This is a genomic window from Candidatus Nealsonbacteria bacterium DGGOD1a (genome assembly GCA_022530585.1).
In the GTDB taxonomy this organism is placed as follows: Bacteria; Patescibacteriota; Minisyncoccia; order Minisyncoccales; family UBA5738; genus UBA5738.
In genome coordinates this window covers 852,442-877,040 of the sequence record CP092821.1, presented here as the reverse complement: position 1 = coordinate 877,040, position 24,599 = coordinate 852,442, and the positions used below count along the sequence as shown (strand labels likewise).

The 24,599-nt window shown below is 46.0% G+C and carries 22 protein-coding genes and 1 pseudogene; 22 read left to right on the top strand and 1 reads right to left on the bottom strand.

Annotated features, from left to right (window positions below):
- The first annotated feature begins 86 nt into the window (after nucleotides 1–86).
- From L7H18_04340 to L7H18_04315, 6 genes and pseudogenes are all read left to right on the top strand, one after another.
- On the top strand, nucleotides 87–869 hold the full coding sequence (locus L7H18_04340; GenBank protein UMX47644.1) for a transketolase: 783 nt from the start codon (nucleotides 87–89) through the stop codon (nucleotides 867–869).
- Nucleotides 862–1,368, top strand: coding sequence for a hypothetical protein (locus L7H18_04335; protein UMX47643.1), 507 nt, complete (start codon nucleotides 862–864; stop codon nucleotides 1,366–1,368). The genes L7H18_04340 and L7H18_04335 overlap by 8 nt, the downstream gene beginning before the upstream one ends.
- A gap of 179 nt (nucleotides 1,369–1,547) precedes the next feature.
- Nucleotides 1,548–2,681: an ATP-binding protein gene (locus L7H18_04330; protein UMX47642.1), complete on the top strand. Its 1,134-nt coding sequence runs from the start codon at nucleotides 1,548–1,550 to the stop codon at nucleotides 2,679–2,681.
- A 5-nt stretch (nucleotides 2,682–2,686) separates the two neighbouring features.
- Nucleotides 2,687–3,544 carry an EamA family transporter gene (locus L7H18_04325; protein ID UMX47641.1) on the top strand — a complete coding sequence of 286 codons (858 nt, stop codon included), beginning with the start codon at nucleotides 2,687–2,689 and terminating at the stop codon, nucleotides 3,542–3,544.
- An 86-nt stretch (nucleotides 3,545–3,630) separates the two neighbouring features.
- Nucleotides 3,631–4,436, top strand: a pseudogene (locus tag L7H18_04320) (HAD family hydrolase).
- Between the two features lie 134 nt (nucleotides 4,437–4,570).
- Nucleotides 4,571–5,149 (top strand): hypothetical protein, encoded by a 579-nt coding sequence (locus tag L7H18_04315; protein ID UMX47640.1) that lies wholly within the window; start codon nucleotides 4,571–4,573, stop codon nucleotides 5,147–5,149.
- 299 nt (nucleotides 5,150–5,448) lie between these two features.
- On the opposite strand, the gene L7H18_04310 is transcribed toward L7H18_04315, so the two are convergent.
- The gene (locus tag L7H18_04310) at nucleotides 5,449–6,291 is read right to left on the bottom strand and encodes a hypothetical protein (GenBank protein ID UMX47639.1); all 843 of its coding nucleotides are present in this window, start codon (nucleotides 6,289–6,291) and stop codon (nucleotides 5,449–5,451) included.
- 181 nt (nucleotides 6,292–6,472) lie between these two features.
- Here L7H18_04310 and L7H18_04305 point away from each other — a divergent pair, with 181 nt between their 5' ends.
- The 16 genes from L7H18_04305 to L7H18_04230 all read left to right on the top strand — a co-directional run bounded on the left by L7H18_04305 (nucleotide 6,473) and on the right by L7H18_04230 (nucleotide 24,526).
- Entirely contained in the window at nucleotides 6,473–7,612 is a 1,140-nt protein-coding gene (locus L7H18_04305) for a DegT/DnrJ/EryC1/StrS family aminotransferase (protein UMX47638.1), read from the top strand.
- Between the two features lie 21 nt (nucleotides 7,613–7,633).
- Nucleotides 7,634–9,499, top strand: a complete 1,866-nt coding sequence (locus L7H18_04300; GenBank protein UMX47637.1) for a polysaccharide biosynthesis protein — start codon at nucleotides 7,634–7,636, stop codon at nucleotides 9,497–9,499.
- A gap of 121 nt (nucleotides 9,500–9,620) precedes the next feature.
- Nucleotides 9,621–11,522: an O-antigen ligase family protein gene (locus L7H18_04295; protein ID UMX47636.1), complete on the top strand. Its 1,902-nt coding sequence runs from the start codon at nucleotides 9,621–9,623 to the stop codon at nucleotides 11,520–11,522.
- A gap of 189 nt (nucleotides 11,523–11,711) precedes the next feature.
- Nucleotides 11,712–12,590: a UDP-N-acetylmuramate dehydrogenase gene (gene murB / locus L7H18_04290; GenBank protein ID UMX47635.1), complete on the top strand. Its 879-nt coding sequence runs from the start codon at nucleotides 11,712–11,714 to the stop codon at nucleotides 12,588–12,590.
- A gap of 816 nt (nucleotides 12,591–13,406) precedes the next feature.
- Nucleotides 13,407–13,754, top strand: coding sequence for a ribosome-associated translation inhibitor RaiA (gene raiA / locus L7H18_04285; GenBank protein UMX47634.1), 348 nt, complete (start codon nucleotides 13,407–13,409; stop codon nucleotides 13,752–13,754).
- A gap of 459 nt (nucleotides 13,755–14,213) precedes the next feature.
- Nucleotides 14,214–16,646, top strand: a complete 2,433-nt coding sequence (secA, locus tag L7H18_04280) for a preprotein translocase subunit SecA (GenBank protein UMX47633.1) — start codon at nucleotides 14,214–14,216, stop codon at nucleotides 16,644–16,646.
- A 109-nt stretch (nucleotides 16,647–16,755) separates the two neighbouring features.
- Nucleotides 16,756–17,034 carry a nucleotidyltransferase family protein gene (locus tag L7H18_04275; GenBank protein ID UMX47632.1) on the top strand — a complete coding sequence of 93 codons (279 nt, stop codon included), beginning with the start codon at nucleotides 16,756–16,758 and terminating at the stop codon, nucleotides 17,032–17,034.
- Nucleotides 17,031–17,378 carry a DUF86 domain-containing protein gene (locus tag L7H18_04270; GenBank protein ID UMX47631.1) on the top strand — a complete coding sequence of 116 codons (348 nt, stop codon included), beginning with the start codon at nucleotides 17,031–17,033 and terminating at the stop codon, nucleotides 17,376–17,378. Before L7H18_04275 ends, L7H18_04270 begins: the two co-directional genes overlap by 4 nt.
- Nucleotides 17,379–17,555: 177 nt before the next feature.
- On the top strand, nucleotides 17,556–17,996 hold the full coding sequence (locus L7H18_04265) for an NUDIX domain-containing protein (protein ID UMX47630.1): 441 nt from the start codon (nucleotides 17,556–17,558) through the stop codon (nucleotides 17,994–17,996).
- A 4-nt stretch (nucleotides 17,997–18,000) separates the two neighbouring features.
- Nucleotides 18,001–18,348 carry a DUF5674 family protein gene (locus tag L7H18_04260; protein UMX47629.1) on the top strand — a complete coding sequence of 116 codons (348 nt, stop codon included), beginning with the start codon at nucleotides 18,001–18,003 and terminating at the stop codon, nucleotides 18,346–18,348.
- A complete protein-coding gene (locus L7H18_04255) occupies nucleotides 18,345–18,680 on the top strand; it encodes a hypothetical protein (GenBank protein UMX47628.1) in 336 nt (111 codons plus the stop codon). The genes L7H18_04260 and L7H18_04255 overlap by 4 nt, the downstream gene beginning before the upstream one ends.
- Nucleotides 18,681–18,697: 17 nt before the next feature.
- Entirely contained in the window at nucleotides 18,698–19,039 is a 342-nt protein-coding gene (locus L7H18_04250) for an inorganic pyrophosphatase (protein ID UMX47627.1), read from the top strand.
- Between the two features lie 74 nt (nucleotides 19,040–19,113).
- A complete protein-coding gene (gene secD / locus L7H18_04245) occupies nucleotides 19,114–20,550 on the top strand; it encodes a protein translocase subunit SecD (GenBank protein ID UMX47626.1) in 1,437 nt (478 codons plus the stop codon).
- 224 nt (nucleotides 20,551–20,774) lie between these two features.
- Nucleotides 20,775–21,668, top strand: a complete 894-nt coding sequence (secF, locus tag L7H18_04240; GenBank protein ID UMX47625.1) for a protein translocase subunit SecF — start codon at nucleotides 20,775–20,777, stop codon at nucleotides 21,666–21,668.
- Nucleotides 21,669–22,018: 350 nt separating this feature from the next.
- Nucleotides 22,019–23,035 carry a hypothetical protein gene (locus L7H18_04235; GenBank protein UMX47624.1) on the top strand — a complete coding sequence of 339 codons (1,017 nt, stop codon included), beginning with the start codon at nucleotides 22,019–22,021 and terminating at the stop codon, nucleotides 23,033–23,035.
- 174 nt (nucleotides 23,036–23,209) lie between these two features.
- A complete protein-coding gene (locus L7H18_04230; protein ID UMX47623.1) occupies nucleotides 23,210–24,526 on the top strand; it encodes a hypothetical protein in 1,317 nt (438 codons plus the stop codon).
- Nucleotides 24,527–24,599: the final 73 nt, after the last annotated feature.

The following is a 24,599-nucleotide window of genomic DNA, read 5'->3' as shown; positions in this document are numbered from 1 at the left end:
ACCCTCTTTTTGATTGTTTTTGGGAATATTTTTAAAAATCGCGGTTTTGTGTTAAAGTTAAAAAAATAAATTGCGAAAAATAATTTATGGATAAACCGGACTATAAAAAAATCGCCAACGATGCCCGAATCAGGGTTTTGGAAATGATTTATAAGGCGCAAACCAGCCATATCGGCAGCAATTACAGCTGTGTTGATATGCTGGCGGTGATTTTTGAAAACATTGACTTGGATCGCGACAAGGTGATTTTGAGCAAGGGCTGGGCGGCGGCATCGCTTTATTATTTTCTCAAGCAAAAGGGGCGGATCACCGAAGCGGATTTGGATAGTTTCTGCCAGCCGGGCAGTAAATTCATCGGTTTGGCCGAGCCGATAATTCCCGAAATTCCGGCCGCGGGCGGATCGATGGGTTTTGGTTTACCGTTCGGCGTGGGATTCGCGCTGGCCAAAAAAACAAAAAAAGAAAGCGGGAAAATTTTTGCCGTGATGTCGGACGGCGAAATGCAGATCGGCACCACTTGGGAATCGGCGTTGATCGCGCGCCAGCACGGTTTGGACAATCTTTTGGTGTTTGTCGACAGCAACGGCTTGCAGGCCATGGGCGGCGTGGACGAAATTTTGAATATCGAGCCGCTGGGCGATAAATGGCGGGCGTTCGGCTGGAATGTTCGCGAGATCGATGGCCACGATTTTGGCCAAATCGAAAAAGCGATCAATGAACCGGTGGCGGGAAAACCAACCGTGGCGATTGCCAAAACCGTCAAAGGCAAAGGCGTGAGCTTTATGGAAGGGCAGAATTTATACCATTATAAAGCGCCGTCCGAACAGGAATACCAGGCGGCTTTAAAAGAATTAAAAACAAATGGCTGAAATAATCAAACAACAGGATACGCGCCGGGAATTCATCGATGCTTTGATTGAGTTGGCGCGAATCGACGAAAAGATCGTTTTGATAATTCCGGATGTGGGTTTTAATTACATTGAAGAGTTCCAAAAAAAATTTCCAAATCGGTTTTTTAATTTGGGCGTGACCGAGCAAAGCACGATGACGATTGCCGCGGGCATGGCGCTGGAGGGCTTGAAGCCCTATGTTTACAGTATGATAAATTTTGTCGCTTTCCGGCCGTTTGAAGCGGTGCGCAACGCCGTGTGCTTGCACAATGCGAATGTGAAGATCATCGGCGTGAAGGGGAGCGAGAAATACAAATTTTTAGGATTTTCCCATAATTTGATCACTGAAGACGAAGAATCCCGGGTTTTCGCTCATTTGCCCAATTTTAAAACCTATCTTGCCGCAAAACCCGAAGAAGTGAAAAACATTATCTTGGAAACTTACTCATCGCCGGCTCCTTGCTATATTCGGCTATAAACAAGATTATAAACCGTTTGATCTTGATTATTTATCCGCAGGTTTCCGACTTCTGTTGATTATGGCCAAATTAATTGATAAATAGGGGGTAAAATGGTTTGATTATCATATAATTTGGCCGCTGGCTTGACAATTAGCTAAATTAATATATAATTCAGTTAGTTAACTAGCCAAATTATATGTTAATTAGACGAAAAATCCAATCAGAAGTTGAAAAAACCCTCTTTAAGGGTAAAATTGTGGTAATTTACGGCCCGCGGCAAGTGGGAAAGACCACTTTGGTCAAACTTATCCAGGAAAACCAAAAACAAATTGCTACCGCTTATTTCAATTGCGACGAAGCGGATGTGCGCGATGCCCTCACTGGTAAAACTTCGACCGAATTAAAATTGTTTTTTGGAGATAACAAACTGGTTATTTTGGATGAAGCCCAAAGAGTGCGCAATATCGGCTTGACTTTGAAATTGATGGTTGACAATTATCCCCAAATGCAGATCATTGCCACGGGGTCGTCGTCGTTTGATTTGTCCAATGAAATTGTTGAACCGCTCACGGGCCGAAAAATTGAATTTTATTTGTATCCTTTTTCACTCGCCGAATTGAAAGAAATCTATTCGGAAATCGAAATTGACCGGATTTTGGAAAACAGAATGATTTTCGGCATGTACCCCGGGGTTGTTTTTGAGAGCGATTTTGCAAAAATAAAGACGCTGAAAACGCTGGCGAAAAGTTATGTCTACAAGGATGTTTTGGAATACCGGAACATAAAAAATCATGAAGTTTTGGAAAAATTATTGCGCGCGCTGGCATTGCAAGTGGGGAATGAGGTTTCATACGGCGAATTGGCGTCATTGATCGAGATCAACAAGCAAACGGTTGCCGATTATATCCAAATTTTGGAAAAAGCGTTTATTGTTTTTCGTTTGCCTTCTTTCTCGCGCAATTTGCGAAATGAAATCAAAAGCAATCGGAAGATCTATTTTTACGATAACGGCATCCGCAACGCGCTGATCAATAACTTGAATCCGTTGGATTTGCGCCAGGACGCGGGCGCGTTGTGGGAAAATTTCATGATCGGCGAACGCGTCAAAAGCGATAATAATACCGATGGCGGCGCCAATATGTATTTTTGGCGCACATTGCAAAAACAAGAAATCGATCTGATCGAGGAACGCGGCGGCAAGCTCGCCGGCTTTGAATTCAAATGGAAATCGCGGCCGGGCAAAGTGCCGGTGGCGTTTTCGCGCGCCTATCCGGACGCCAAAGTGGAAATGATCAGCAAGGAAAATTATAAAAAATTCGCCGGTCTGTAAAAATTATGAATTGGATAATCGGGAGCTTGATCAGTTTAGTGCTATTTGCTTCGACCAGTATTTTGAGCAAATATAATTGGCGCGCGGGCGTGCCGGCGCCGGTGATCAATCTCGCCACCTACGCGGTGGCGCTTTTGGTATTTGTTTTCGCGGTGCCCGAAGGGGAGTTCAATGTTTTCGCGAAAGCGGATATTTGGCTGGTTTTATTCGCCGGTCTTTGCGTTTATTTTGGCAACGCGGCCAGCGTGCGCGGCCTGAATCTGGCGCCCAATCCCGGTTACAGCCAAGCGATTAATAAAAGCTATGTGGTTTTGACGACGCTGGCCGCGATTTTTATGTTCGGCGGCGAATTGTCCTGGCGCAAGATCGCGGGTATCGCGCTGATCCTGGCCAGCCAGCTGCTGATTGCAGGCAAAAAATCCGGCGGCAAAATCTTGCATAATTCTCGTTGGATCAGGATGTCCTTTATCGCGTTTTTTTGCTATGCCGGCTGGTCGGTGGCGGTAAAGTATGCCAATATGTTTTTGGATATCAACCAAACCGCATTTTTGTTCTGGGCGGTAGCCATTGCGGTGGCGATTTGGGGCGTTGAAATTCGGCGCAAAAAATTGCCGTTATTGAAACATAAAAAACAATTCGGTTTGTTGTTTTTATTGGGCTTGGCGTCGGGAATTGCCAATGTGCTGATGTGGAACGCGTTTGTGGCCGCGCCCAATATGGGCTATGTGAACGCCATCCAGACAACCGGCGTGGCGATTGTGAGCTTGCTGGCGGTCAAACTTTTCGGCGACGAATTCACCAAGCAAAAAATGCTTGGTATCGCCGGTGTGATCGCCGGGCTTTTATTGATTGTGCTAAGCTAAATTAATTTATGAATTCCAATATTAAAGCAGTGGTTTTGGATGTTGATGGTATTTTGGTCGGTTTTAAAAACGGGGTGAATTTTCCGATGCCTTGTTTGGAAATTGTCAACGCGCTTAAAGCCATAAAAGAAAGCGGGATTCCGGTAATTTTATGCACCGGCCGGCCGTTTTATACTCCGGCGATGAAATATGTGATTGAAGCCGCCGGACTGGATAATTTCCATATCGGCGAGATGGGCTGCCTGATAACAAATCCGTTTTCGGAAGATGTATTGCAGTGCAAAACCATTAAGCAAAGCGATTGCCGCCGGCTGGCGCGCCGGTTGCTTGAAAATAATATTGTCACATATTTTTCCACCGCAGAAAAATATTATGTTTAGAAAAACCAGACCGATAATGAAATCAACAAGTTGTTGTTTGCTTCGATCGAAACTTTGCCGCAGGTGGTTGATTCGCTGGAAGAGAGCATCAAAGACTCTCAAGTATTTATATGTCGGGCAGTTCCAAAAACAAGAGCGCTGAAACGGCGATGGCGGAGATTATCACCGAATTCAATGGAAGGATTGAGCTGTTATGGGGAAACAATTTATTCTTGACCGATCATTATTACGGTTTTTTTGTGCCTTCGGGTGTGTCGAAAGTGGCCAGCTTATCTAAGCTTATCAAGCATCTGGGCATATCTTTCGAAAGTGTTTTGGGCGCGGGCGACGGCGTTGTTGACTGGGAGTTTATGAAACTCTGCGGCTATCGCGCCACTCTCGAAAACGCTCTGCCTAAAGTGAAACAAAACATTGCCACCGCCATTGCCAACGACCCGCACCGCAATTTCCTCGGCCCCCACATAGACCAAAACGGCATCCTCGAAGTTTTCAAACATTTTGGTTTGTTTTAGGTGATTGTGAGCCATTACCCGGACAAACAATCCGCTTTTTTGATATGTCTTCTAAATTTAGCATATGCTAAATTTAGAAGATAAGTTATAATTATATTTATTGGGTCGGTTTTTTTAAAAGTCAGATTAAAAATATGAAAAATCCCAGAGGTGAAACTGTTAAAGCGATTTTACAAAATTTGGCAGAAACCGGGGAATTTCTTCTTTTCGCGATGCAGCCAAGGCCGATAAGCGCTTTTCGCCGCGATGTTTGCAGTTATAGTAACAGAAAATTGTTTGGCCACGATAAGGATAGCGGAAAGAAATTTTATAATGCGTTTTATTATCTAAAAAAGAGGGGCTTGGTTAAAGTTGTTTATCGCGGCAACCAAATGTACATTTACCTTACCGATGAAGGAAAGAAAAAAGCAGGCAAGTATAAGATTAATGATCTTAAAATAAAGACCGCGAAAAAATGGGATAGAAAATGGCGGATACTGATTTTTGATATTGCAAACAAACAGGGGACAAAAAGAGAAGCGCTGCGCGGCAAAATAAAGGAACTGGGCCTGTATCAATTGCAAAAGAGCGTTTGGGTTTGTCCGTATGAATTTGCCAAAGAGATGCAATTGCTGCGCGACTTTTTTGGACTTGAATCGCAAGAGATGAAAATTATTACCGCGATCCAAATTGAGGACGATGCACCGCTTCGCCGGCATTTCCGCATCAATTGATTTCCGTCGTCATAGTTAACAGTTGGGATACTTTAAACAGTGGCTTGGATTTTGCAATTCCTTTGTCTTCTAAATTTAGCATATGCTAAATTTAGAAGAATATGTCGGTGATTTATTGAGTGCAATACCTCGGGGCTTTGCCCCGGGGTGCACCAAGAGGATTCCAAAGGGGTGCCCCCTTTGGTCGTCGTGCGGGGTTCATACCCCGCTCGACGAAATACATTTGGAAAATATATTTTTGATTGCACACTTTCAACTTTCGTAAAGAAAAAAGCTCAAAAATGGTTAGTTTGGGAGCTTCAAAATTCGATGGCGATTGCAGTAGCTTCGGGAAGCGGAATGTGGGTTTCACTTTCTTTTGCTTTGGCGGTTCGATGGGTTTCATCAAGCCATGTTTGCAAGCCATAATTTTGGCATGTTTCCAAAATTTGCGGGGCTAGTTTTGCCATATTGGCGGTTTTTTCCTGGATTACGAAGCCGTCGGTGTATCCGATCAGTGTCTCGATTTTGCCGGCATCGAGTTCAACCGCTTGCCAGTACTTGTAAAAATCCGGCTGGCCGTTGAGTAGAGAAAATTTTCCCATGGACGAATTGAAGTATTCTCGCCGCCGTTTTTTTAAGATAGGGCCGAATTCTTGCCACATCGTGTTGCGCATGCCGTTATGTTTGCGCATAAAATCGGTGATCAAGCGCAAATTTTCGCGGTCATAAACCAGTGTTTGGTTTTTTGTCCAGCCAACGGAGCCGTCCTTGCTTTGCCAGATGAACTGGCAATCGCCTCCTTGGATTATTTCAATGTTATTGTTATTGAAAAAGGCGAGGGCATAACTGGCAAACGGATTGTTTTCCGGCGTTTCCAAGTTCAGATTATGGTCTTGGAAAACCAAAGCTAGATCAATATTGGCAGATTTCAAGATGTACCGTGGATTTTCTTTGGTGATTATGCCGGCCAATATCGAGCCCTTAATGAGCTGGCCGGTGTATTGTCCGCCGGTCATACCGTAAAACATTTGCGGTTTGGTGGGCGGAATAAAAACGCCGCTGCCGGTGTCAAGAACGCCCATTATTTTCCCCGGAAAGTCGACAAATAAATCTTCTTTTCGGGAATCGGTGCCTTGATCGTAAATTTGTTTTATTTTCAAATTAAGCCCTCCTTGAGCTTGCTGGATAAAATAATATGACTAAATTTTTAATTTGTCAAGTTTTTTGTCGCGGGTTTATCTCCCGGAATTTGCGACAAGAAGCCCCGCAAGTTTAGCGCGGGCTTCATTTTTGGTTGGTTTTGTGCTTATAATCAAGTATTGAAAATATAATTTTAAAAAAATGAAGGTTGATTTTATTAATTCGAGTTACCGCCGGTATTATAAGGATCATAAGGCGCAGATAATGAAGGCGCTGGACAAGTGTTTTTCGAAAGGGGATTTTATTTTGCGCGAGGATTGCGATAAATTCGAAAAAAATCTGGCGGATTTTTGCGGGGCAAAATATGCGGTGGGCGTTAATTCGGGCACGGACGCGTTAAAAATTTCCTATCGGGCGCTGGGATGCAAACCGGGCGACGAAGTGATCACCGTGGGGCACACTTTCATCGCTTCCATTGAGGAAATCGTTCATTTGGGCGCCAAGCCGATATTGATTGATGTGGGCGAAGACGGCTTGATGAATGTTGACCAAATTGAAGCGGCAATCACCGATAAAACCGTGGGTATTGTGCCGGTGCATCTTTCGGGCAAAGTTTGCGATATGCCGCGGATCATGAAGATCGCCAAAGAACACAATCTTTGGGTGGTGGAAGACGCATGCCAGGCGCTGGGCGCATATCTGGGGGAAAAAAAAGCGGGAACATTCGGCGATACGGGATGCTTCAGTTTCATTTCGCCCAAAACTTTGGGCGGCGCGGGCGATGCGGGCGGAATCATCACCAACGACAGGAGCGTTTACGAAAAACTTTTGCTTTTGCGCAACCACTGGAACATCACCCAGAACGCGCTTTTGGGCCATCAGCCAAGAGCGCCCAAGACAATGGATTGGGGGTATAATTCCCGACTGGATAATATTCAGGCCGCGATTTTAAACATCAAGATAAAATATTACCCGCGGATGCTGAAGCGCCGCCGCCAAATCGCCATGAGGTATAATCAGGGATTGAAGGATTTGCCGGTTGTTTTGCCGGTGCAGCAGCCAAAACAGATTTATCAGGAATATATTATTAAAACGGACGATATCTGGAAGTTTAAGAAATATATGGAAACAAAAGGCGTTGAATTGCTGGTGCGCGATACCACGCCCAACCATAAAATGCCGGGCCTTGGTTTGGAACATTTTAATCTGCCGGTCACCGAAAAGATCGCCAAGGAATTAGTGCGGCTGCCGATCTACCCGGAATTGACGGATTCGGAAGTCGATTATGTGATCAAATGCGTCAGAGGTTTTTACGCGCAAGACAATAAGAAGCAATCTTGAAAGAGGGAATTTTAATAAAAAATGGCCAACTTGTTGCAAAAGTATAAAAAGTTTTTATTTTTCGCCGTCGATGCCGCGCTGGTGGCATTTTCGGTTTGGCTGGCATTCATGGTGCGTTTCGAAGCGCAAATTCCGGGGCACTATTTTGTCATGATCGCGCGTTTGGTGTTTTTGGGCTGGATTTTTTATCTGCCCTCGTTTTTGGCCAATCGTTTGTATTCTTTTTTGTGGTCGTATGTCAGCACCCAGGAACTGGTCGCGCTTACGCGCGCCGCGGGGACCGCTTTGCTTTTGGAAACCGCGGTGTTGTACGCGTTCAAGGACTTCCAGTTCTTTTCGGGATTTCCGCGGTCGACGATTTTTATCGCTTGTTTCTTTATTTTTATTTTTTGCGGCGGACTGCGTTTCGCCAAGAGGATTTATTCATATATTTTCAAGCCTAAATCAAGCGAGGGAAAGACCCGGGTGCTGATCGCGGGCGCGGGCGACGCGGGCGAACAATTGTTGCGGAGTATTATCAGTTCCGCCGCCGGCCGGTATCGCGCGATCGGTTTTGTCGATAACAACGAATCGCGGCAGGGCAATATCATTCATGACATAAAAGTTTTGGGCAAACTGGAAGATATTCCCCGGATCGTATCGAATTATGGGGTGGAGGAAATAATTATCGCGTTGCCGTCGGGGTCCAAGCTGATTAAGGAGGCGGTGCGCATGGCCAAGAAAGCCGGTTTAAAGAAAATAAAGGTGGTGCCGCCGATGAGCGAGATCATAGACGGAAACATTTCATTGTCGGATATCAGAAAAGTCGAAGTGGAAGATTTGCTTGAGCGCGACCCGGTATCTTTGGAAACCGATATGATCGAGAAATTCATTGCCGGCAAAAGGGTGATGATCACCGGCGCGGCCGGATCAATCGGTTCCGAGCTTTGCCGGCAAGTGGCCAAATTCAAACCGGCCAAATTGGTTATTTTCGATCAGGATGAAACCGGGATATTTAATATCAACGCGGAATTGAAAAAATATTTTTCCGGGCTGGCCGTTGAAGAATTTGTCGCCGATATCCAGAACAAAGAGAGAGTTGGCAAGGTTTTTGCCGCGTCCAAGCCGCAAATAATTTTTCACGCCGCGGCCTATAAGCATGTGCCGTTAATGGAGGAGAATATCGACGAAGCGGTGCGCAACAATGTGTTTGGCACGAAAATTTTGGGCGAAGCGGCGATCGCGAACAATGTCGAGAAATTCATTTTCATTTCCACTGACAAGGCCATCAATCCGACCTCGGTGATGGGCGCGACCAAGCGTATCGGTGAAATGGTTTGCCAGTTGTTGAACGGCCGTAACTCGACCAAGTTTGTTTCGGTGCGGTTTGGCAATGTTTTGGGAAGCCGCGGAAGCGTGATTCCGATTTTTCGCGAACAAATCCGGCGCGGCGGTCCGGTGGAAGTGACCGATCCGGAAATGAAGAGATATTTTATGCTGACCAGCGAGGCTTGCCTTTTGGTGATGCGCGCCGGGGCGATGGGGCAGGGCGGGGAAGTGTTTGTTTTGGATATGGGCAAGCCGGTCAAGATATTGGATTTGGCCAAGGAAATGATCCGGCTTTCGGGATTCGAACCCGATGTCGATATCCCGATTGTTTATATCGGTATCCGTCCCGGAGAAAAGCTTTTCGAGGAATTGTTGACCGCCGAGGAAGGCGTGGTGGCCACCCAGAACCAAAAAATATTTATTGCCAAGCTCTCCGGCGTTGATGAGGCAAGATTGCGCGCGAATCTTGATTCTCTGGCCGCGGCAATCGAAAACGGCGAAATTCCAATTCGCAAGGCGCTTTCTTCACTGGTTCCAACCTGTGTTTGGAACGGCAATCGCCAGGCTGGATCTCAATGATTTGTTTTTTAAAGAGGCCGCGTAATTTTTATAATTTCATACCAAAATGGATCCTAAATATCTTATAAATTCAATAAAAGCGGGAATATTTTTATTGTTGCTGACGCCATTCATAAAGAACATGAATTTTTATTTTCCGTTTGTGGGGCCCAAAGGAATTTATTTTATGGCGTTGGCCGAAATGGTGTTTTTTATTTGGGTTGCTCTCGCTTGGCGATGGAAGGAGTACCGGCCGGATCTAAAAAATCCGTTGATCGCCGCCGCGCTGTTGTTTTGGGCCGTATCTTTCGCCGCCGCGATTTTTGGCGCGGATTTTTCGGCCAGTTTTTGGTCGAAATTCGAACGGATGGGCGGGATTTTAATGCTTTCTCATTTAACCGCGTTTATGATCGTTATATCGTCGGTGTTTGAAAAAAGAGATTGGCGGCGGTTGTTCGGCGCCGGCGTCGGAGTCGCGCTGGTTATCGGAGTGCAGGCGATCTTTGATCTGCGCGAAACATCGCGCGGCGGCGGGTTTATCGGTAACGATTCTTTCTGGGCCGCTTATCTTTTGTTCAATATTTTCATCGCGCTGTATTTGTTTTTATCGCAAAAATTCGATGAAAACAAAAATTTAAAAATTTTTTTCGGCGCGGCATTTTTGATAATGGTATTTTGCCTTTTCTTTGAAAACACCCGCAGTTGGAACAGCCTTGTCAACGGCAATTTTCAATATCCGCGCGACGGTTTGATTCGCGATGTCATTGACAGCGGCGCCCGCGGCGTTAAACTTGCGTTTTTGGCGGGAATGGCTTTTTTGGGAATTCTATGGATGTCAACTCGGAAAAAGATCGCGTTAAAGGCGGCGGGATTGCTGGTTTTGCTCGGCGCGGGAATTGCCGGAACGGCTATCGTGGTTTTTTCTTTCAATCAGGGGAGCGCGATTCATTCGGCGGTGGCTTCAAAGTTCGGCGAAGGCGCGATCCGCGCGCGGATTGTGGTTTGGGATATCGCCTGGAAGGGATTTTTGGAGCGGCCTTATCTGGGGTGGGGGCCGGAAAATTTTAATTTGGTGTTCGCGCGATATTACAATCCGTGTTTGGGAACTCCCGAGTGTTCATCGGCGATCTGGTATGATCGGGCGCATAATATAATTTTTGACACCTTGAATGAAACGGGAGTGATCGGTCTGGCGAGTTATCTTTTGGTTTTCGCCGCCGCGCTGTATATTTTGTGGAAGGGCTATTTGGCGGGGAAGATTGATTTTGTCCAAGCCGGCGTGTTCACGGCGCTTCTTGGCGCGTATTTTTTGCAAAACCTGACCGTGTTTGATATGGTGGCGAGTTATTTGATGTGGTTTATGTGTTTGGGATTCATCGCGTGGCTTCACCGTTTTGGATCGCAAGAAAAAAAAGTTTGGCCGCAGTCGTTTGAATGGTGGCAAGTTTTGGCGCCGGCGGGAGCGGGCATCATATGTTTTAATTTTTTTGTTTTGGGTCCGGCGATGGCCGGCTATGACGCCGTTCAGGCCGCTTCTTCGATATTGGGATCGCCTCAAAGAATGCAGCTTTATCGTGAAGCGCTGGGATCGTCGCCATTGGGAAGGTACCAAATAAGATTATTTTTTGCCAGCCAATGGATTCAGGCAATGGAAACCGAAGGAATTCCCGGCAAGCTCACCCAAAAGCAAATCGAAGAAACATTCGTATTTATCGCCGGGGAACTGGAAAACAGCGTCCGGGAATCGCCTCTTGATTTCCAATCATATTTGCAATTGGGACGGGTTTACAACAGTTGGTCGAAATTCGACAAATCAAAATTAACTCTGGCTTGGGACGCGCTGGAAAAAGCCCAAAAACTGTCGCCGAAAAACCAGCAAAGTTATTGGGATTTGGCCCGGACGAAACTTTACCAATCGCAACCGGACGAAGCGGCGGTCCTGGCCCGGCAGGCCTATGATCTTTACCCGAACAATGCCCAGTCAAAAACGATATTGGAGCAAATAAACGCGATTCAATCCCGAGCCGCGGGTTCAAACGAATAATTTTATATATTGAGAGCGTAGAAAAACTATATTTCAACTGCAATTTCCATCTTTCGGCTGCGAAAAATTCGTCAGTCGGCGGCAGACTTTAAGCCAAGTATGCCTTCTCTTTCCTCATTTTTCTCGCTCGAAATCTGAAAATTTCGTTCTGAAAATAGTTTTTCCACGCTCTTATATTGATTCTTTTTTATGTCGACGATCAAAAAAAACGAGCCGTTGGATAAATACTGTACCTATCGCATCGGCGGACCGGCGCGAGTGGTGTTCGCGGCGGGCGATACGGACGAAATAATCGCCGGAGTGGAAGCGGCGCGGGAAAACAAATTCCCGTTCTTTGTTTTGGGCGGCGGCAGCAATGTTTTGTTTTCCGACGAAGGCTATCCGGGCATGGTATTAAAAATCGAAAATAATTCGATTGAAGTCAAAGAGGAGGGCGCGCGCGTTTTGCTTGCCGTCGGCGCCGGTACGCCGCTGGCCGCGCTCGCGCGTTACGCGCTGGAGCGTTCACTGACCGGAATGGAATGGGCGGTTGGCATACCGGGAACCGCGGGCGGGGCGATCCGGGGCAACGCGGGCGCGTTTCATGGCGAGATTTCCGAATGCGTCCGCAAGGTGAGGGTGATCGAAATTTTGCCGAAAGGCGTCAAAGAAAAAGTTTTTGGGAAGCCGGAGTGCGGTTTTTCTTACCGTGAAAGCGCATTTAAACACGACAAAAATTTGGTGATCGCGGCGGCGGATATTTCGCTGGCAAAAGGCAATCGAGAAGATATCAAATCGTTAATGGATGAATATCTTGCCAAAAAATCGACCACTCAACCGCTGGAATATCCTTCGGCCGGTTCGGTGTTTGTCAACCCGCCGGGATTTTTTGCCGGAAAAATAATCGATGACTGCGGATTCAAGGGCAAATTGATCGGCGGCGCGCAAGTTTCGGAGAAACATTCCAATTTTATCGTGAATCGCGGCGGCGCGACCGCGCAAAATGTCAAAGATATCATCGCGCAAATAAAATCCGCGGCCAAAGAAAAATTCGGCGTGGGAATGAAAGAAGAGATTGAAATCCTATAAACAAAATTAATTTTCAATTTTCAAATTCCAATTTTTAATGAATGTCTCAATTGTCAATGTTCAAACAGATAGCAAAGTATTTTTGAAAATTGAAAATTGTTAATTGAAAATTACGAAAAAATTTGTTAATTTTTTCGTGGATTAGTTATCCACACTTGACAAAGTTTCGCGACATGAAAAAATAAATATAACAGTTGTCGCGAAATTTTTTTAACAAAAATTTCGCGAGCAAAAAAATAACGGTCGAAAATTTTTAGAAGTAATTTTAAAATAATTTTAAAAACCATGGCGGCAAAAAAAGCTAAGGCAAAACCGAAAGCAAAACCGAAAGCGAAGAAGAAGGTTGCAAAGAAGAGATAGTTTTCTTTGAGCCGAACGGGAGGAAATAAAAAGCTTTAATTAAAAATATGGTTCAAGTCCCCAAGAGAAAAAAACAACGGCCTTCGAAAGAGACCAAGATAAAGAATCGGAAAAGCAAGAAAAAGATTTCCAACAAATAATTAAAGCAATCTTAACAACAAGAGAATATTTGTTTAAAATATTCTTTTGTTGTCGATAAGCCGCGAAATAAAGCGGATTTTTAATAAAAAAGCGGAATAATCCGTTTTGATAATTTGTATTTAATTTGTATAATCATTTATAAATCGTTTTGAATTGCGGAATTATTAAATTCCTTTGAATTGCGAAACCATTGGATTCAAATGCTTTGAAGGGGTCTAACCCTTGCGATTATCCCTCGGGAATACTCGGGACAGGCAGCAAGGGTTAGACCCCAAATGCAAAGCGTTTCGCAATTCAAGGAAATCAGATAAAATCATGAATATAATCGTTAAAACCAAGAATATCGAAATGACGCCGTCGTTGCGCGAGTTTGTCGAGGAAAAGATCGGGTCGCTGGAAAAATATTTCGACTTGCTGCAAGAAGTCGACGATCCGTCGCTGGTTTCCAAAATCGAGGCGGTTGTTGAAGTGGGCCGCACAACTTTGCACCATCGCAAGGGCGATATTTGCCGCGCCGAGGTTTTGATAACTTTTCATCGCAACAAATTGCGCGCGGCCAAAAGCGCCGACGATCTGGAAAAAGCCGTCGTGGCGGTGCGTGACGATTTGCAAAGGCAAATCACGGACTTCAAAGAAAAAATGCTTGACAAAGCGCGGAAATAATTTAGTCTACTGGCAGTGGTCTATAATGACAGAATTTCTAAGACGCGATCAGGTACCGCTTCAAGACGATGAGAAGTGGTATCCGGAAGGTGTATCTTCCGGGTCGAATAGACATTTAATAAAAAAACAGGGGGATGAGGATGAGTAAAAGGAAGTTTATTTGGGTTTGCCAAAATGGGCATCCCAAAGTTGGGGGCAAGAAAGTTTGCCCCATATGCAGAGGTAAATATAAAAAAAGAAAATATTGATTTTTAATTTTTTCCGGTGATAACCTTGCCGGTCTTTCTTTTTTTATAAATTGGTCTACAATTAAGAGGATCAAAATTAGATAGTTAAATATTCAATTTTCTGCCAATTTTTTAGTTGTTTTGCTTGGAAATTGGTTCATTGGAAATTCAATGTCCGCCGGAGGCGGATCCGTCCTTTGGCGGAAAAATTGAAAATTGAAAATTGAAAATTATGTCTTTACTCACCAAGATTTTCGGCGACGAAAACAAAAATTATTTCAAGAAACTGCGACCGGAGGTGGACGCGATTAACGGCTTGGAAAAAAATTTCCGGGAGTTGAGCGATGAGCGGATCAAAGACAAAACCGCGGAGTTCAAGGACCGTCTGGCCAAAGGCGCGGTTTTAGACGATATTCTGCCCGAGGCGTTTGCTTTGGCGCGGGAAGCGGCGCGCCGCAATTTGGGCCAGCGGCATTTTGATGTTCAGCTGATGGGCGGTATTGTTTTGCATCAGGGAAAAATCGCGGAAATGAAAACCGGCGAAGGCAAAACCTTGACCGCGACCGCGCCGGTGTATTTGAACGCGCTGTCGGGAGAGGGGGTGCATTTGGTTACGGTTAACGATTATCTGGCGCGGCGCGATTGCGTTTGGATGGGCCAAGTTTATTCCGCGTTGGGATTGTCCACGGGTTGCATCAATCACGATCAGTCGTTCTTATACGATCCGAATTATAAAAAAGCGCAGGAAACCGAGGATACGATGCGGGATAATTTGGGGTCATTTCATATTTCGCAGGATTTTTTGCGGCCTTGCTCGCGCCGGGAAGCTTACGCGGCCGATATCACTTACGGCACCAATAACGAATTCGGATTCGATTATCTGCGCGACAATATGGCTTATCGTTTGGAAGACAAAGTCCAGCGCGGTTTTAACTACGCCATCGTCGATGAAGTCGATTCGATTTTGATTGACGAGGCGCGCACGCCGCTGATTATTTCGGCCCCCGACGAGGAAAGTTCCAAATGGTATCAGGATTTCGCGCGCGTAATTCCGCAGTTGAAACCCGAAGACGATTACAAGGTGGACGAAAAAGACCGGGCCGCGACTTTGACCGAAAGCGGCATTGCCAAAGTGGAGCGGATTATGGGTATGGAAAACATATATGAAGAGAAGGGGATAAAATATCTTCATCATTTGGAACAGGCGTTGCGCGCCCAGGCGCTTTATAAATCGGATCGCGATTATGTGGTTAAGGACGGCCAAGTTATTATTATCGATGAGTTTACCGGCCGCTTGATGCCGGGCCGCCGCTGGTCGGGCGGTTTGCATCAGGCCATTGAGGCCAAAGAGGGCGTAAAGGTTCAGGCCGAGTCGCTCACGCTGGCGTCAATCACTTTCCAGAATCTTTTCAAAGGATACAAAAAGCTCGCGGGAATGACCGGTACGGCTCTAACTTCCGCCGAAGAATTCGATAAAGTTTACGGGCTTGATTCGGTGCCGATTCCGACCAACAATAAATTGGCGCGCGTTGATTTGCCCGACCGGATATATAAGACTGAGCGCGGCAAGTTTTTAGCGTTGGTGGCCGAGATAAAAGAACGCAATAAAATCGGCCAGCCGATGCTGGTGGGCACCCGGTCGGTGGAAAAAAACGAATATCTGGGAAAATTGTTGGAAAGGGAAGGAATAAAACACGAGATACTGAACGCCAAGAACCATGAACGCGAAGGCGAAATCATCGCCCAAGCGGGCCGCTATGGCGCGGTGACGATCGCCACGAATATGGCGGGCCGCGGCGTGGATATTATTTTGGGCGGCAACCCTTCGTCCGCGGCGGAAGCGCAAAAGGTGCGCGACGCGGGCGGATTGCTGATTGTCGGCACGGAAAGGCATGAAGCTCGGCGCATTGATAACCAGTTGCGCGGCCGCGCCGGCCGCCAAGGCGATCCGGGTACCACGCAATTTTTCATTTCCACCGAGGATGATTTGGTGCGTATTTTCGCGGGCGAGGCGATGAGAAAATTGATGGATATGTTAAAAGTTCCCGAGGACCAGCCGATCGAGTCGGGCATGGTTTCCAAAAGGATCGAAGAGGCGCAAACCAAGATTGAAGGCGCCAATTTTGACATTCGCAAGCACTTGCTGGATTATGACAGCGTCTTAAACAAGCATCGCGAGGTTATTTACAAAAAGCGCGATGAAATTCTGCAGAAAAGCGACGAAGAAATCCATGATTATATTATGGAGCTGGTCGAAAAGGGCCAAGCGGGCGATCAATACGCCAAACGGGAGGCGGAAAACGGCAAGGAAGCGATGATTCAAGCCGGCCGGTTCATCGCGCTCAAAACAATTGATTTTTTCTGGCAGGAACATTTGGAGATGATGGACAGCGTGCGCGATTCGGTGCGTTTGCGCGCTTATGGCCAGCAGGATCCGCTGGTGGAATATAAAAGCGAAGCCAACAAGCAATTTCGCAATCTCTTGGACACGGTTGAAGCCAACATTCTGCAAAATCTTTTGAATGTTACAATCAATAAAAACGCGGTCGCCGCGGCATCCCGGCCTCAACCGCAAAACTCTTCGGCTCGCTACGGCAAAGTTGACCGCAACGCTCCCTGTCCGTGCGGCAGTGGCAAAAAATACAAAAAGTGTTGCGGGAAGTGATTTGTGTTTTGCATTTGAGGTTGTTCCTTGCCGTAATCGGCGATGCGACAACGGCAAATCGCGTTGGCGTTATTTTCATAAAACTATATTTTTGTGTTATATTTTGCGTATGAACAAGAAAATAATTGAAAAGATAAAAATTATTTTAAAGGCAAGGGGTGTGACCAAGGCCGCGATTTTCGGTTCTTACGCCCGCGGCGAACAAAAAAGGAATAGCGATGTCGATTTATTGGTGGAATTGCCCGAGGAAATGACTTTATTTGGCATGGGCGGCTTAAAAGTTGATTTGGAGGAAAAAATCGGCAAAAAGGTTGATCTGGTGGAATATCATCTTTTGCATCCATTATTAAAAGACGACATACTAAAAGAGCAGATTCCGATTTTATGAAAAAAAGAAGCCAAAAAGCTTTTATTGGGGATATATTGGAATGTATCCAAAAGATCGAGCTTTATGTCGGCGATATGTCCAAAGGTGATTTTCGCAATAATGGCGCGGTGCAAGACGCGGCGGTCAGGAGGATTGAAATTATCGGCGAGGCGGCAAAAAATATTGCCGCTGATTTTAAAAAAGATCATAAAGAAATCCCATGGAAAGATATTTGTGGCATGAGAGATGTTTTAACACATGATTATTTCGGTTTGAATTTCGAAAAAGTTTGGAAAACCATAAAAGAAGATTTGCCGCCGTTGAAAAAACGAATCAAATCTATATTGGAAGATATGGGCGGTTGATTTGGACAAAGTCAATCGCGGCAATCCCTGTCCGTGCGGTTCAGGCAAAAAATACAAAAAGTGCTACGGGAAATAATCCGTATTCGCATTTGAGGTCGTTCCTCGGCGTACTCGCCGAGGTGCGACCTCGCCAAATTGTATTTTAATTCCGATGTTCGAAAAATCATCAATTTAATTATGGAACAAGAAAACAAACCTAAGGTTGGCATTGGTATAATGATCTTTAAAGAAGGGAAAGTGTTGCTTGGCAAAAGAAAAGGGTCCCATGGCCAAGGAGAATACGCTTTTCCCGGCGGCCACTTGGAATATATGGAATCGTTCAAGGATTGCGTCAGAAGGGAAATTAGCGAAGAATGCGGTATTAAAATTAAAAATATCCGATTCCAATTTTTGGCAAACATAATCAAATATGCGCCAAAGCATTATGTTCATATAGGATTATTGGCGGATTGGGAAAGCGGTGAGCCAAAAGTATTGGAACCGGAAAGATCGGAATCATGGGGCTGGTACGAAATCGAAAATTTGCCGCAACCGGTATTCGAAACATGCAAATTGGCGATGGAGAGCTACCGAACCGGGAAAAATTTTTGCGATAGCGATATTAATGGGTCAAAATAATATCATGGAAATAAGAATCATCAAAAGCCCGATAACCAGATTCGAACTTAAAAAGATCGCCCAAGAGGGTTTTGGCGATATGGTTAAGGCCGCGGTGGATGTTGAAAAAGGAATAATGGCTCTCGGTGGGGATTTGCACATGGATGAGCTTGAGTTACTGATTGAAAGAGAATGCTCCAATCATCAGCATGTCTGGGGTATCAATTTGTATCCGGAAAAAGAGGGAGTTGAATTTATAGAATTCGATTCGATGGTAAATTTAAAACCAGCCTTTGGGAACCGTAGCCGCGCGGTTGATAATTTGGAAACGCAGAAGCAGATAACAGAAATCATCAATAAACTAATAAAGTGAGCGAGCAAGCCATTCACAAGAATCTGGCTGCCGGCCGATGGTCTGAATTGTCGTTCGCGCAGCAACTCGGGAATATCGGCAGCGAGATCAGCCGCGCCCGGTTAGCCAAAGAAAGGGATGCGGCCAAATTCTGGGGCGCGGTAGTTCGCGGCCAAGAATTGTTTTTTTTGACATTCGCGGACAGGAACCGTACTGCTTCGCAAAAAAAAGAGCTATGCCGCGCCTATGAAGTTTTTTGCGACGCGGTTCTGGGCGGCAAAGTATACGGCAGCGATTTGGAATCGCTCGACCGTTATTTTATGAATTTTGCATTGCTGGCAATGCATCGATAATGGGAAATTCAAAATCATTGGAAATTGCGAAAGGATTTTTGGGCAGGGAAGTGGAAATTGTCGTTGACCGGCCGATGGGGAGCGTCCATCCCGAATTTGGTTTTGTTTATGAAGTTAATTACGGTTATATTCCGGGCGTGATCGCGCCGGACGGCGAGAATTTGGACGCGTATTTCTTGGGAGCGGATGAACCGCTGGCAAAAGCGAAGGGGAAAGCGGTTGCGATCATTCATCGTTTGGACGATGATGATGACAAATTGGTGGTCGCCGCGGCTGGTTATGATCCCGGCGACGATGAAATCCGGCGCGCAATCGATTTTCAAGAAAAGCGTTTTAACTGCGAAATTTTGCGGGGTTGATAACGCGCGTTGGACTTTTGGGCGGATTTGTGGTATTTAAATGGGCGAGTGAATTTAATTTTTTAAGATTTAATATGAAGAAAAATTATTGGTGGTCGCTTTTGTTTATCGCAGTTTTGGCGTTGGTGTCCGCGTTGTTTTGCTTTCCGGGGTTTGCCAACCGGCAGATTGACGCGATAAATTCAAAGATTCCTTTTAAAATTCCGCATGTTGCCGACAAGCCGTTTAATTTGGGATTGGATGTTAAAGGCGGAGTGCATTTGGAATATCAGGCCGATTTGAGCCAAGTGGCGGAAAAGGATCGCGCCACCGTGATGGAGGGTGTTAAAGATCTGATCGAACGGCGCATCAACAGCTATGGCGTGGCCGAGCCCCAAATTCAGGTTTCGGGACAAGACCGTTTGATCGTGGAATTGCCCGGCATTGAGAGCATCGACCAGGCAATCGAATGGATCGGCGCCACTCCTTGGCTGAATTTTTTGGAACAGCGGCCCCAGGAAGAAACCGATAAAATTGTTGCCAAGATCAAAGAATTGGAGGGCAAAACCCCCGAAGAAATGGTTAAGGTGGCCGATTACCAGATTGCTTTTCAGAATCCATATTTCAAAGAAACCGAAATGACCGGGAAATATCTGCAAAAAGCGGCTTTGGATTTTGATCCGAACACCGGCGCGCCGGTGGTGGAAATGCAGTTCGACGGCGAAGGCGCAAAAATTTTCGAACAGATGACCGAGCGCAATGTGGGCAAGCCGATGGCGATCTTTTTGGACGGCAAATCGATTATTGACACCACCGGTGACGATAAGATTGACGAAGCGGATCTTTACGCGCCCAATGTTATACAAAAGATTTCCGGCGGCAAAGCCCAAATCACCGGGATTGCCAGCGTGCAAGAGGCAAAAATTTTGATCAAGCGCTTGAACGAAGGCGCCTTGCCGGTTCCGCTGGGACAACCTATCACCCAGCAAAAGATCGGGCCGACTTTGGGCGCGGTTTCGCTTGACCGGGCGATCAATGCCGGTCTTTTGGGATTTTTATTGGTGGTGATTTTTATGGTGTTCTATTACCGCCTGCCCGGATTGCTGGCATCGCTGGCATTGACGCTTTACGCGGTTGTTTTACTGGCGGCATTCAAATTGATGGGCGTGACAATGAGCTTGGCCGGCATTGGCGGGTTTATCTTGTCGGTGGGTATGGCCGTGGATGCCAATGTACTGATTTTTTCCCGAATGAAAGAAGAGCTCAAAGGCGGCAAGAGTCTGGCTTTGAGCATCGAAGAAGGTTTCAACCGCGCTTGGCCGGCGATCCGCGATGGTAATTTCACCACGATCGTGGTGGCGTTGATATTATTTTTTCTGGGGACGAGTTTTGTGAAAGGCTTTGCCGCCACGCTTATCTGGGGCATATTGCTTTCGATGTATTCGGCCATTGTGGTTACGCGGACCTTTCTGCGGGTAATGGCGGCAACCAAATTGGGCAAGTTCAATTGGTTGTGGAAACCCTTGGCATAAACAAATAAAAAAATACATTGATGTCGGGGTATTAACCCCGCCATCGACCAAAGGATGTTTCCTTTGGAATCCTCATTCTTTTTGTTCCCCGCGGCAAGCTGACGGGGTATAAAAAGAATTAAAAATTGAAAAATCAAAAATCAAAATTAAGGAAAAATCATTGGAATTGAAAACAATTTCAACGCAATAATTTTACATTTTGATATTTAAATTTTACATTTCTTATGATTCCATTCATCAAATACAAAAATATATTTCTGGTTCTGACATTGGTTTTGGTGGCCGGATCGATCGCGGCGATCGGTTTTTACGGCTTGAAGCCCGGCATTGAATTTACCGGCGGCAGTGTTTTGGAAATTGACTATAAAGATGCGCGTCCCGATACGGGCGCGATCAGGGAAAAGATCGCGGAGTTCAAAGTGGAAGCGATTTACGCGACCGGGGACAAAGGCATAATGGTCCGCACGGAAAACCTTGACGCTACGGCGCATGGCCGGCTGTTGGAGAAATTAAAAGAGACCGGATCGTTTGAAGAAAAAAGTTTTGAATCGATCGGGCCGGTGGTGGGCAAGGAATTGACCTCAAAAATGACGGCGCTGGTGTTGATATCTTTGTTGGCGATGCTGGTTTATATCGCGGTGGCTTTTCGCAATGTTCCCGGGCCGGTCAGTTCATGGCAATACGGCACGGCATCGTTTTTGATTTTGTGCCACGATGTGCTGGTGCCGCTGGGCGTGTTCGCTTTGCTGGGCGCGTTCTACGGCGTGCAGATTACCATTCCGATCATCACCGCGCTTTTGACCGTGGTGGGTTACGCGATAAACAATGTGATCGTGGTTTATGATCGCGTTCGCGAAAATCTTTTGCGCGATCGCAAAGTTGCTTTCGCCGAGATATTGGATCGCGCCATCAACCAGACTTTGAGCCGGCAGATCAATACATCGGTGGCCACGCTTCTGCCGGTTTTCGCGCTTTATTTCTGGGCCGGAACCAGTCTTAGGTATTTTGCTTTGGCGTTGATTTTGGGAATCGTTACCGGCACTTATTCCTCGGTGTTTCTGGCCGGCCAGATTTTGGCGGTTTGGATGGAAAAAAGCAAAAATAAATCCAAAAAATAGAATTTCGGTTTTGAAATTCAAGGCAAACGACCCTCGTCTATGCGAGGGTTTTTGTTTTTTGTTCGGTTGTTGTGCAACCCCTCACCGGGGGTAGCGCTTTTTGCATTTGGGGTCGTTCCCCTGCGAAGCTTTAGCGAAGCAGGGGTGCGACCCCTGCAACAGCATTCGAATTTAAATTCATAATGCTATTAAAGGGGTCTAACCCCTGCGATTACACAGGAGTTAGACCCCAGATACAAATACCCCGGTGAGGGGTTACCGCCCGGTTGTTTGACAAAAAATGAAATGGGATATATAATAATCAATGGTATTAAAATTTGCCCTGGATTAACATTAATGATGCCATTATCATGGCCAATATCAATTATCAACAGATTTGCGCGGAATTGCTTTCTTTGCTTCCTTCAAAACAGCGCGAGGTTATCGAGCGTCGTTTTGGTTTAAAAACCGGGAAGCGCGAAACTTTGGAAGCGATCGGCAAGAGTCATGCCATTTGCCGCGAGCGGGTGCGCCAGATCGAAAAGGCGGGCTTGGCCAAAATGAAAAAGAAGATTTCCGGATACAAAGAAATTTCCAAATTGTTCGCCAAGCATTTAAAGAACCTCGGCGGAGTTTGCGAAGAAAATGTTTTATTGCGGGAATTGGGCGGCTCGCCTTCGCACAAGGCTTCGGCGGAGCAAAGCGGTTTCAAGGCGCACGCGTATTTTCTTTTAACGCTTTTCGGAGATTTCATCCGGGTGGGCGAAACCGATAATTTCAATTGTTTTTGGGCGGTTGATTCAGAGTCGGTTCGGACCGCCAAAGATTTTGAGGCCGCGGCGGTCGCGTTGTTGGAAGAGAAAAAACAACTGGTTTCGGGCCGCGAATTGGCCGCGCCGAAAGGATTGAAAAAGGCGGTGGGCGAGTCGTATCTGGGCATTTCCAAAAAAATCCAAAAAAACAAAGAGGGTCTTTACGGATTGCGCGAATGGCCGGAAGTCAATCCCAAGGGTATTAAAGACAGAATTTATCTTTTGTTTAAAAAGAGCCGCGGTCCGCTTCATTTCACCGATGTCTCCAAAAAAATTGATGGCAGTCTGGTGCAGACGGTTCACAACGAACTTATCCGCGACAAGCGGTTTATTTTGATCGGCCGGGGCATTTACGCCCTGCGCGAATGGGGTTATGTGGAGGGAGATGTCAAAGATGTCATTTTAAACATTTTCAGCAACGAAAACCGGCCCTTGACCAAAAATGAGATTCTTGATCGCGTGATGAAGCAAAGATTCATCAAAGAGAACACGGTTTTGATGAATTTGAGCAACAAAAAATATTTTTTGCGCGACAAAGAAGGCAAATATTGGCATTCCGGAGTGCGGGAAGCGTAAGACTTTGTTTTAAAAATATCTCGGGTTATAATAAAGGCGGACGGCGTCTATTTTTGTTTAATGTAAAATTAAAAAATCAAAATTAAAAATGACAATGTAAAATTACAAAATGTCCATATTGCGGCGCTTTAACATTTTGTATTGTCGTTTTGATTTTTACATTTTAAATTATTTGTGCTCGAAGAACTCGGACAATTCGTCGATCTTGCGTGGAGGATTGTTTTATACTGGTGGTGGTTGCCGGCGTTTTTTTGGCTGTCGAAAAAATTCGAAGATTATTGGAAATGGTGGCGCACCGAAATGTGGTTCGGCACGATTTGGAAGCCGGTGCTTTTGGAGATAAAAATTCCCAAACTCATTCCCAAGCCGATTAAAGCCATGGAGGCGTTGTTCGTGGCATTGCACGGCGCGATTTTCAACGATCCCGATTGGTGGGAAAAATACGCTTCGGGCGAACCGCAAACCAGCTATAAATTCGAAATTGCTTCCATCGACGGGAAAATCCATTTTTACATTCGCTGCCACGCCGATTACCGCGACGCGGTGGAAGCCGCGGTTTATTCGCAGTATCCGGAAGCCGAAATTGAAGCGGTGCCTGATTACACCAAGCAAATTCCCATGGACATACCCAACAAAGATTGGGATCTTTTCGGTTGGGATTATTATACTCTCAAAGATCCGCAATTTCCGATTCCGACCTATGAACAATATGTCGAGCAGGGCGTTGAAGAGGAAGAGATCGTTGATCCGTTCACGGCGCTTATGGAGGGGATGGCCAAGTTGAAAAAAGGCGAACAGATATGGATTCAGATACACGCCCGGCCGATGTATATTTCCCTTTCCGACGGCAAGGCGTTTGTTAAAAAAGGCGAACATATCCGCGATGTTTTGGCCAAACGGATTGACGAGAAAAAAGCCGATTTGCCGCCGCTCTGGAAAGAATTGGCGGATTTCATCATCGAAGGAGCCAAGGAAAAAGAGGAAAAACAGCAGGAGCTTTTTCCGGCGGAAATGCGCTTGACCGCGGGCGAACGGGAAACCATCGAGGCGGTGGAAAAAAAGATCGCCAAACCGTTTTTCGGTTGTTATGTGCGCAATATCTATTTGGGCCGCCGCGATTCGTGGTTCCCGCCGAATTACCGGTTTTTATATAATTATTTCAATCATTTCACCAGCCCCAATTTGAATTCGTTGTGGGTTTGGTCCAAAACTTTAACCCGGGTCAAGCTTTCGCCGATTCCGTTCGTGAACGCAATCGCGCCGCGCCGCGCCTATGTCAAGAAGCGGCGGCTGTTGCGGGTTTACCGCGACCGTCTTAATTATTACAGTCCGTGGGGAGCCAAAGAAGGCGATTTGGGTTCCAAGATCGTATTGAATGTTGAAGAAATGGCCACGCTTTTCCACTTCCCGTCGCAGATTGTGTCGCCCACGCCCGGCATTCAGCGCACCGAAGCCAAGGAGACCGTGGCGCCGAGCAATTTGCCAACCTAAACCGCGCGGCGATAATCAAGTTTGCGGTTCTCCCGCGTTAAGCGGGAGAATTTTGCTTTTAAGTCTCAAAATT

Excerpts from the sequence above, each read along its gene's own strand:
- L7H18_04340 (UMX47644.1), top strand. The coding sequence starts at position 87 with ATGGATAAACCGGACTATAAAAAAATCGCCAACGATGCCCGAATCAGG.
- L7H18_04335 (UMX47643.1), top strand. The coding sequence starts at position 862 with ATGGCTGAAATAATCAAACAACAGGATACGCGCCGGGAATTCATCGAT.
- L7H18_04330 (UMX47642.1), top strand. The coding sequence starts at position 1,548 with ATGTTAATTAGACGAAAAATCCAATCAGAAGTTGAAAAAACCCTCTTT.
- L7H18_04325 (UMX47641.1), top strand. The coding sequence starts at position 2,687 with ATGAATTGGATAATCGGGAGCTTGATCAGTTTAGTGCTATTTGCTTCG.
- L7H18_04315 (UMX47640.1), top strand. The coding sequence starts at position 4,571 with ATGAAAAATCCCAGAGGTGAAACTGTTAAAGCGATTTTACAAAATTTG.
- L7H18_04305 (UMX47638.1), top strand. The coding sequence starts at position 6,473 with ATGAAGGTTGATTTTATTAATTCGAGTTACCGCCGGTATTATAAGGAT.
- L7H18_04300 (UMX47637.1), top strand. The coding sequence starts at position 7,634 with ATGGCCAACTTGTTGCAAAAGTATAAAAAGTTTTTATTTTTCGCCGTC.
- L7H18_04295 (UMX47636.1), top strand. The coding sequence starts at position 9,621 with ATGAATTTTTATTTTCCGTTTGTGGGGCCCAAAGGAATTTATTTTATG.
- murB (UMX47635.1), top strand. The coding sequence starts at position 11,712 with ATGTCGACGATCAAAAAAAACGAGCCGTTGGATAAATACTGTACCTAT.
- raiA (UMX47634.1), top strand. The coding sequence starts at position 13,407 with ATGAATATAATCGTTAAAACCAAGAATATCGAAATGACGCCGTCGTTG.
- secA (UMX47633.1), top strand. The coding sequence starts at position 14,214 with ATGTCTTTACTCACCAAGATTTTCGGCGACGAAAACAAAAATTATTTC.
- L7H18_04275 (UMX47632.1), top strand. The coding sequence starts at position 16,756 with ATGAACAAGAAAATAATTGAAAAGATAAAAATTATTTTAAAGGCAAGG.
- L7H18_04270 (UMX47631.1), top strand. The coding sequence starts at position 17,031 with ATGAAAAAAAGAAGCCAAAAAGCTTTTATTGGGGATATATTGGAATGT.
- L7H18_04265 (UMX47630.1), top strand. The coding sequence starts at position 17,556 with ATGGAACAAGAAAACAAACCTAAGGTTGGCATTGGTATAATGATCTTT.
- L7H18_04260 (UMX47629.1), top strand. The coding sequence starts at position 18,001 with ATGGAAATAAGAATCATCAAAAGCCCGATAACCAGATTCGAACTTAAA.
- secD (UMX47626.1), top strand. The coding sequence starts at position 19,114 with ATGAAGAAAAATTATTGGTGGTCGCTTTTGTTTATCGCAGTTTTGGCG.
- secF (UMX47625.1), top strand. The coding sequence starts at position 20,775 with ATGATTCCATTCATCAAATACAAAAATATATTTCTGGTTCTGACATTG.
- L7H18_04235 (UMX47624.1), top strand. The coding sequence starts at position 22,019 with ATGGCCAATATCAATTATCAACAGATTTGCGCGGAATTGCTTTCTTTG.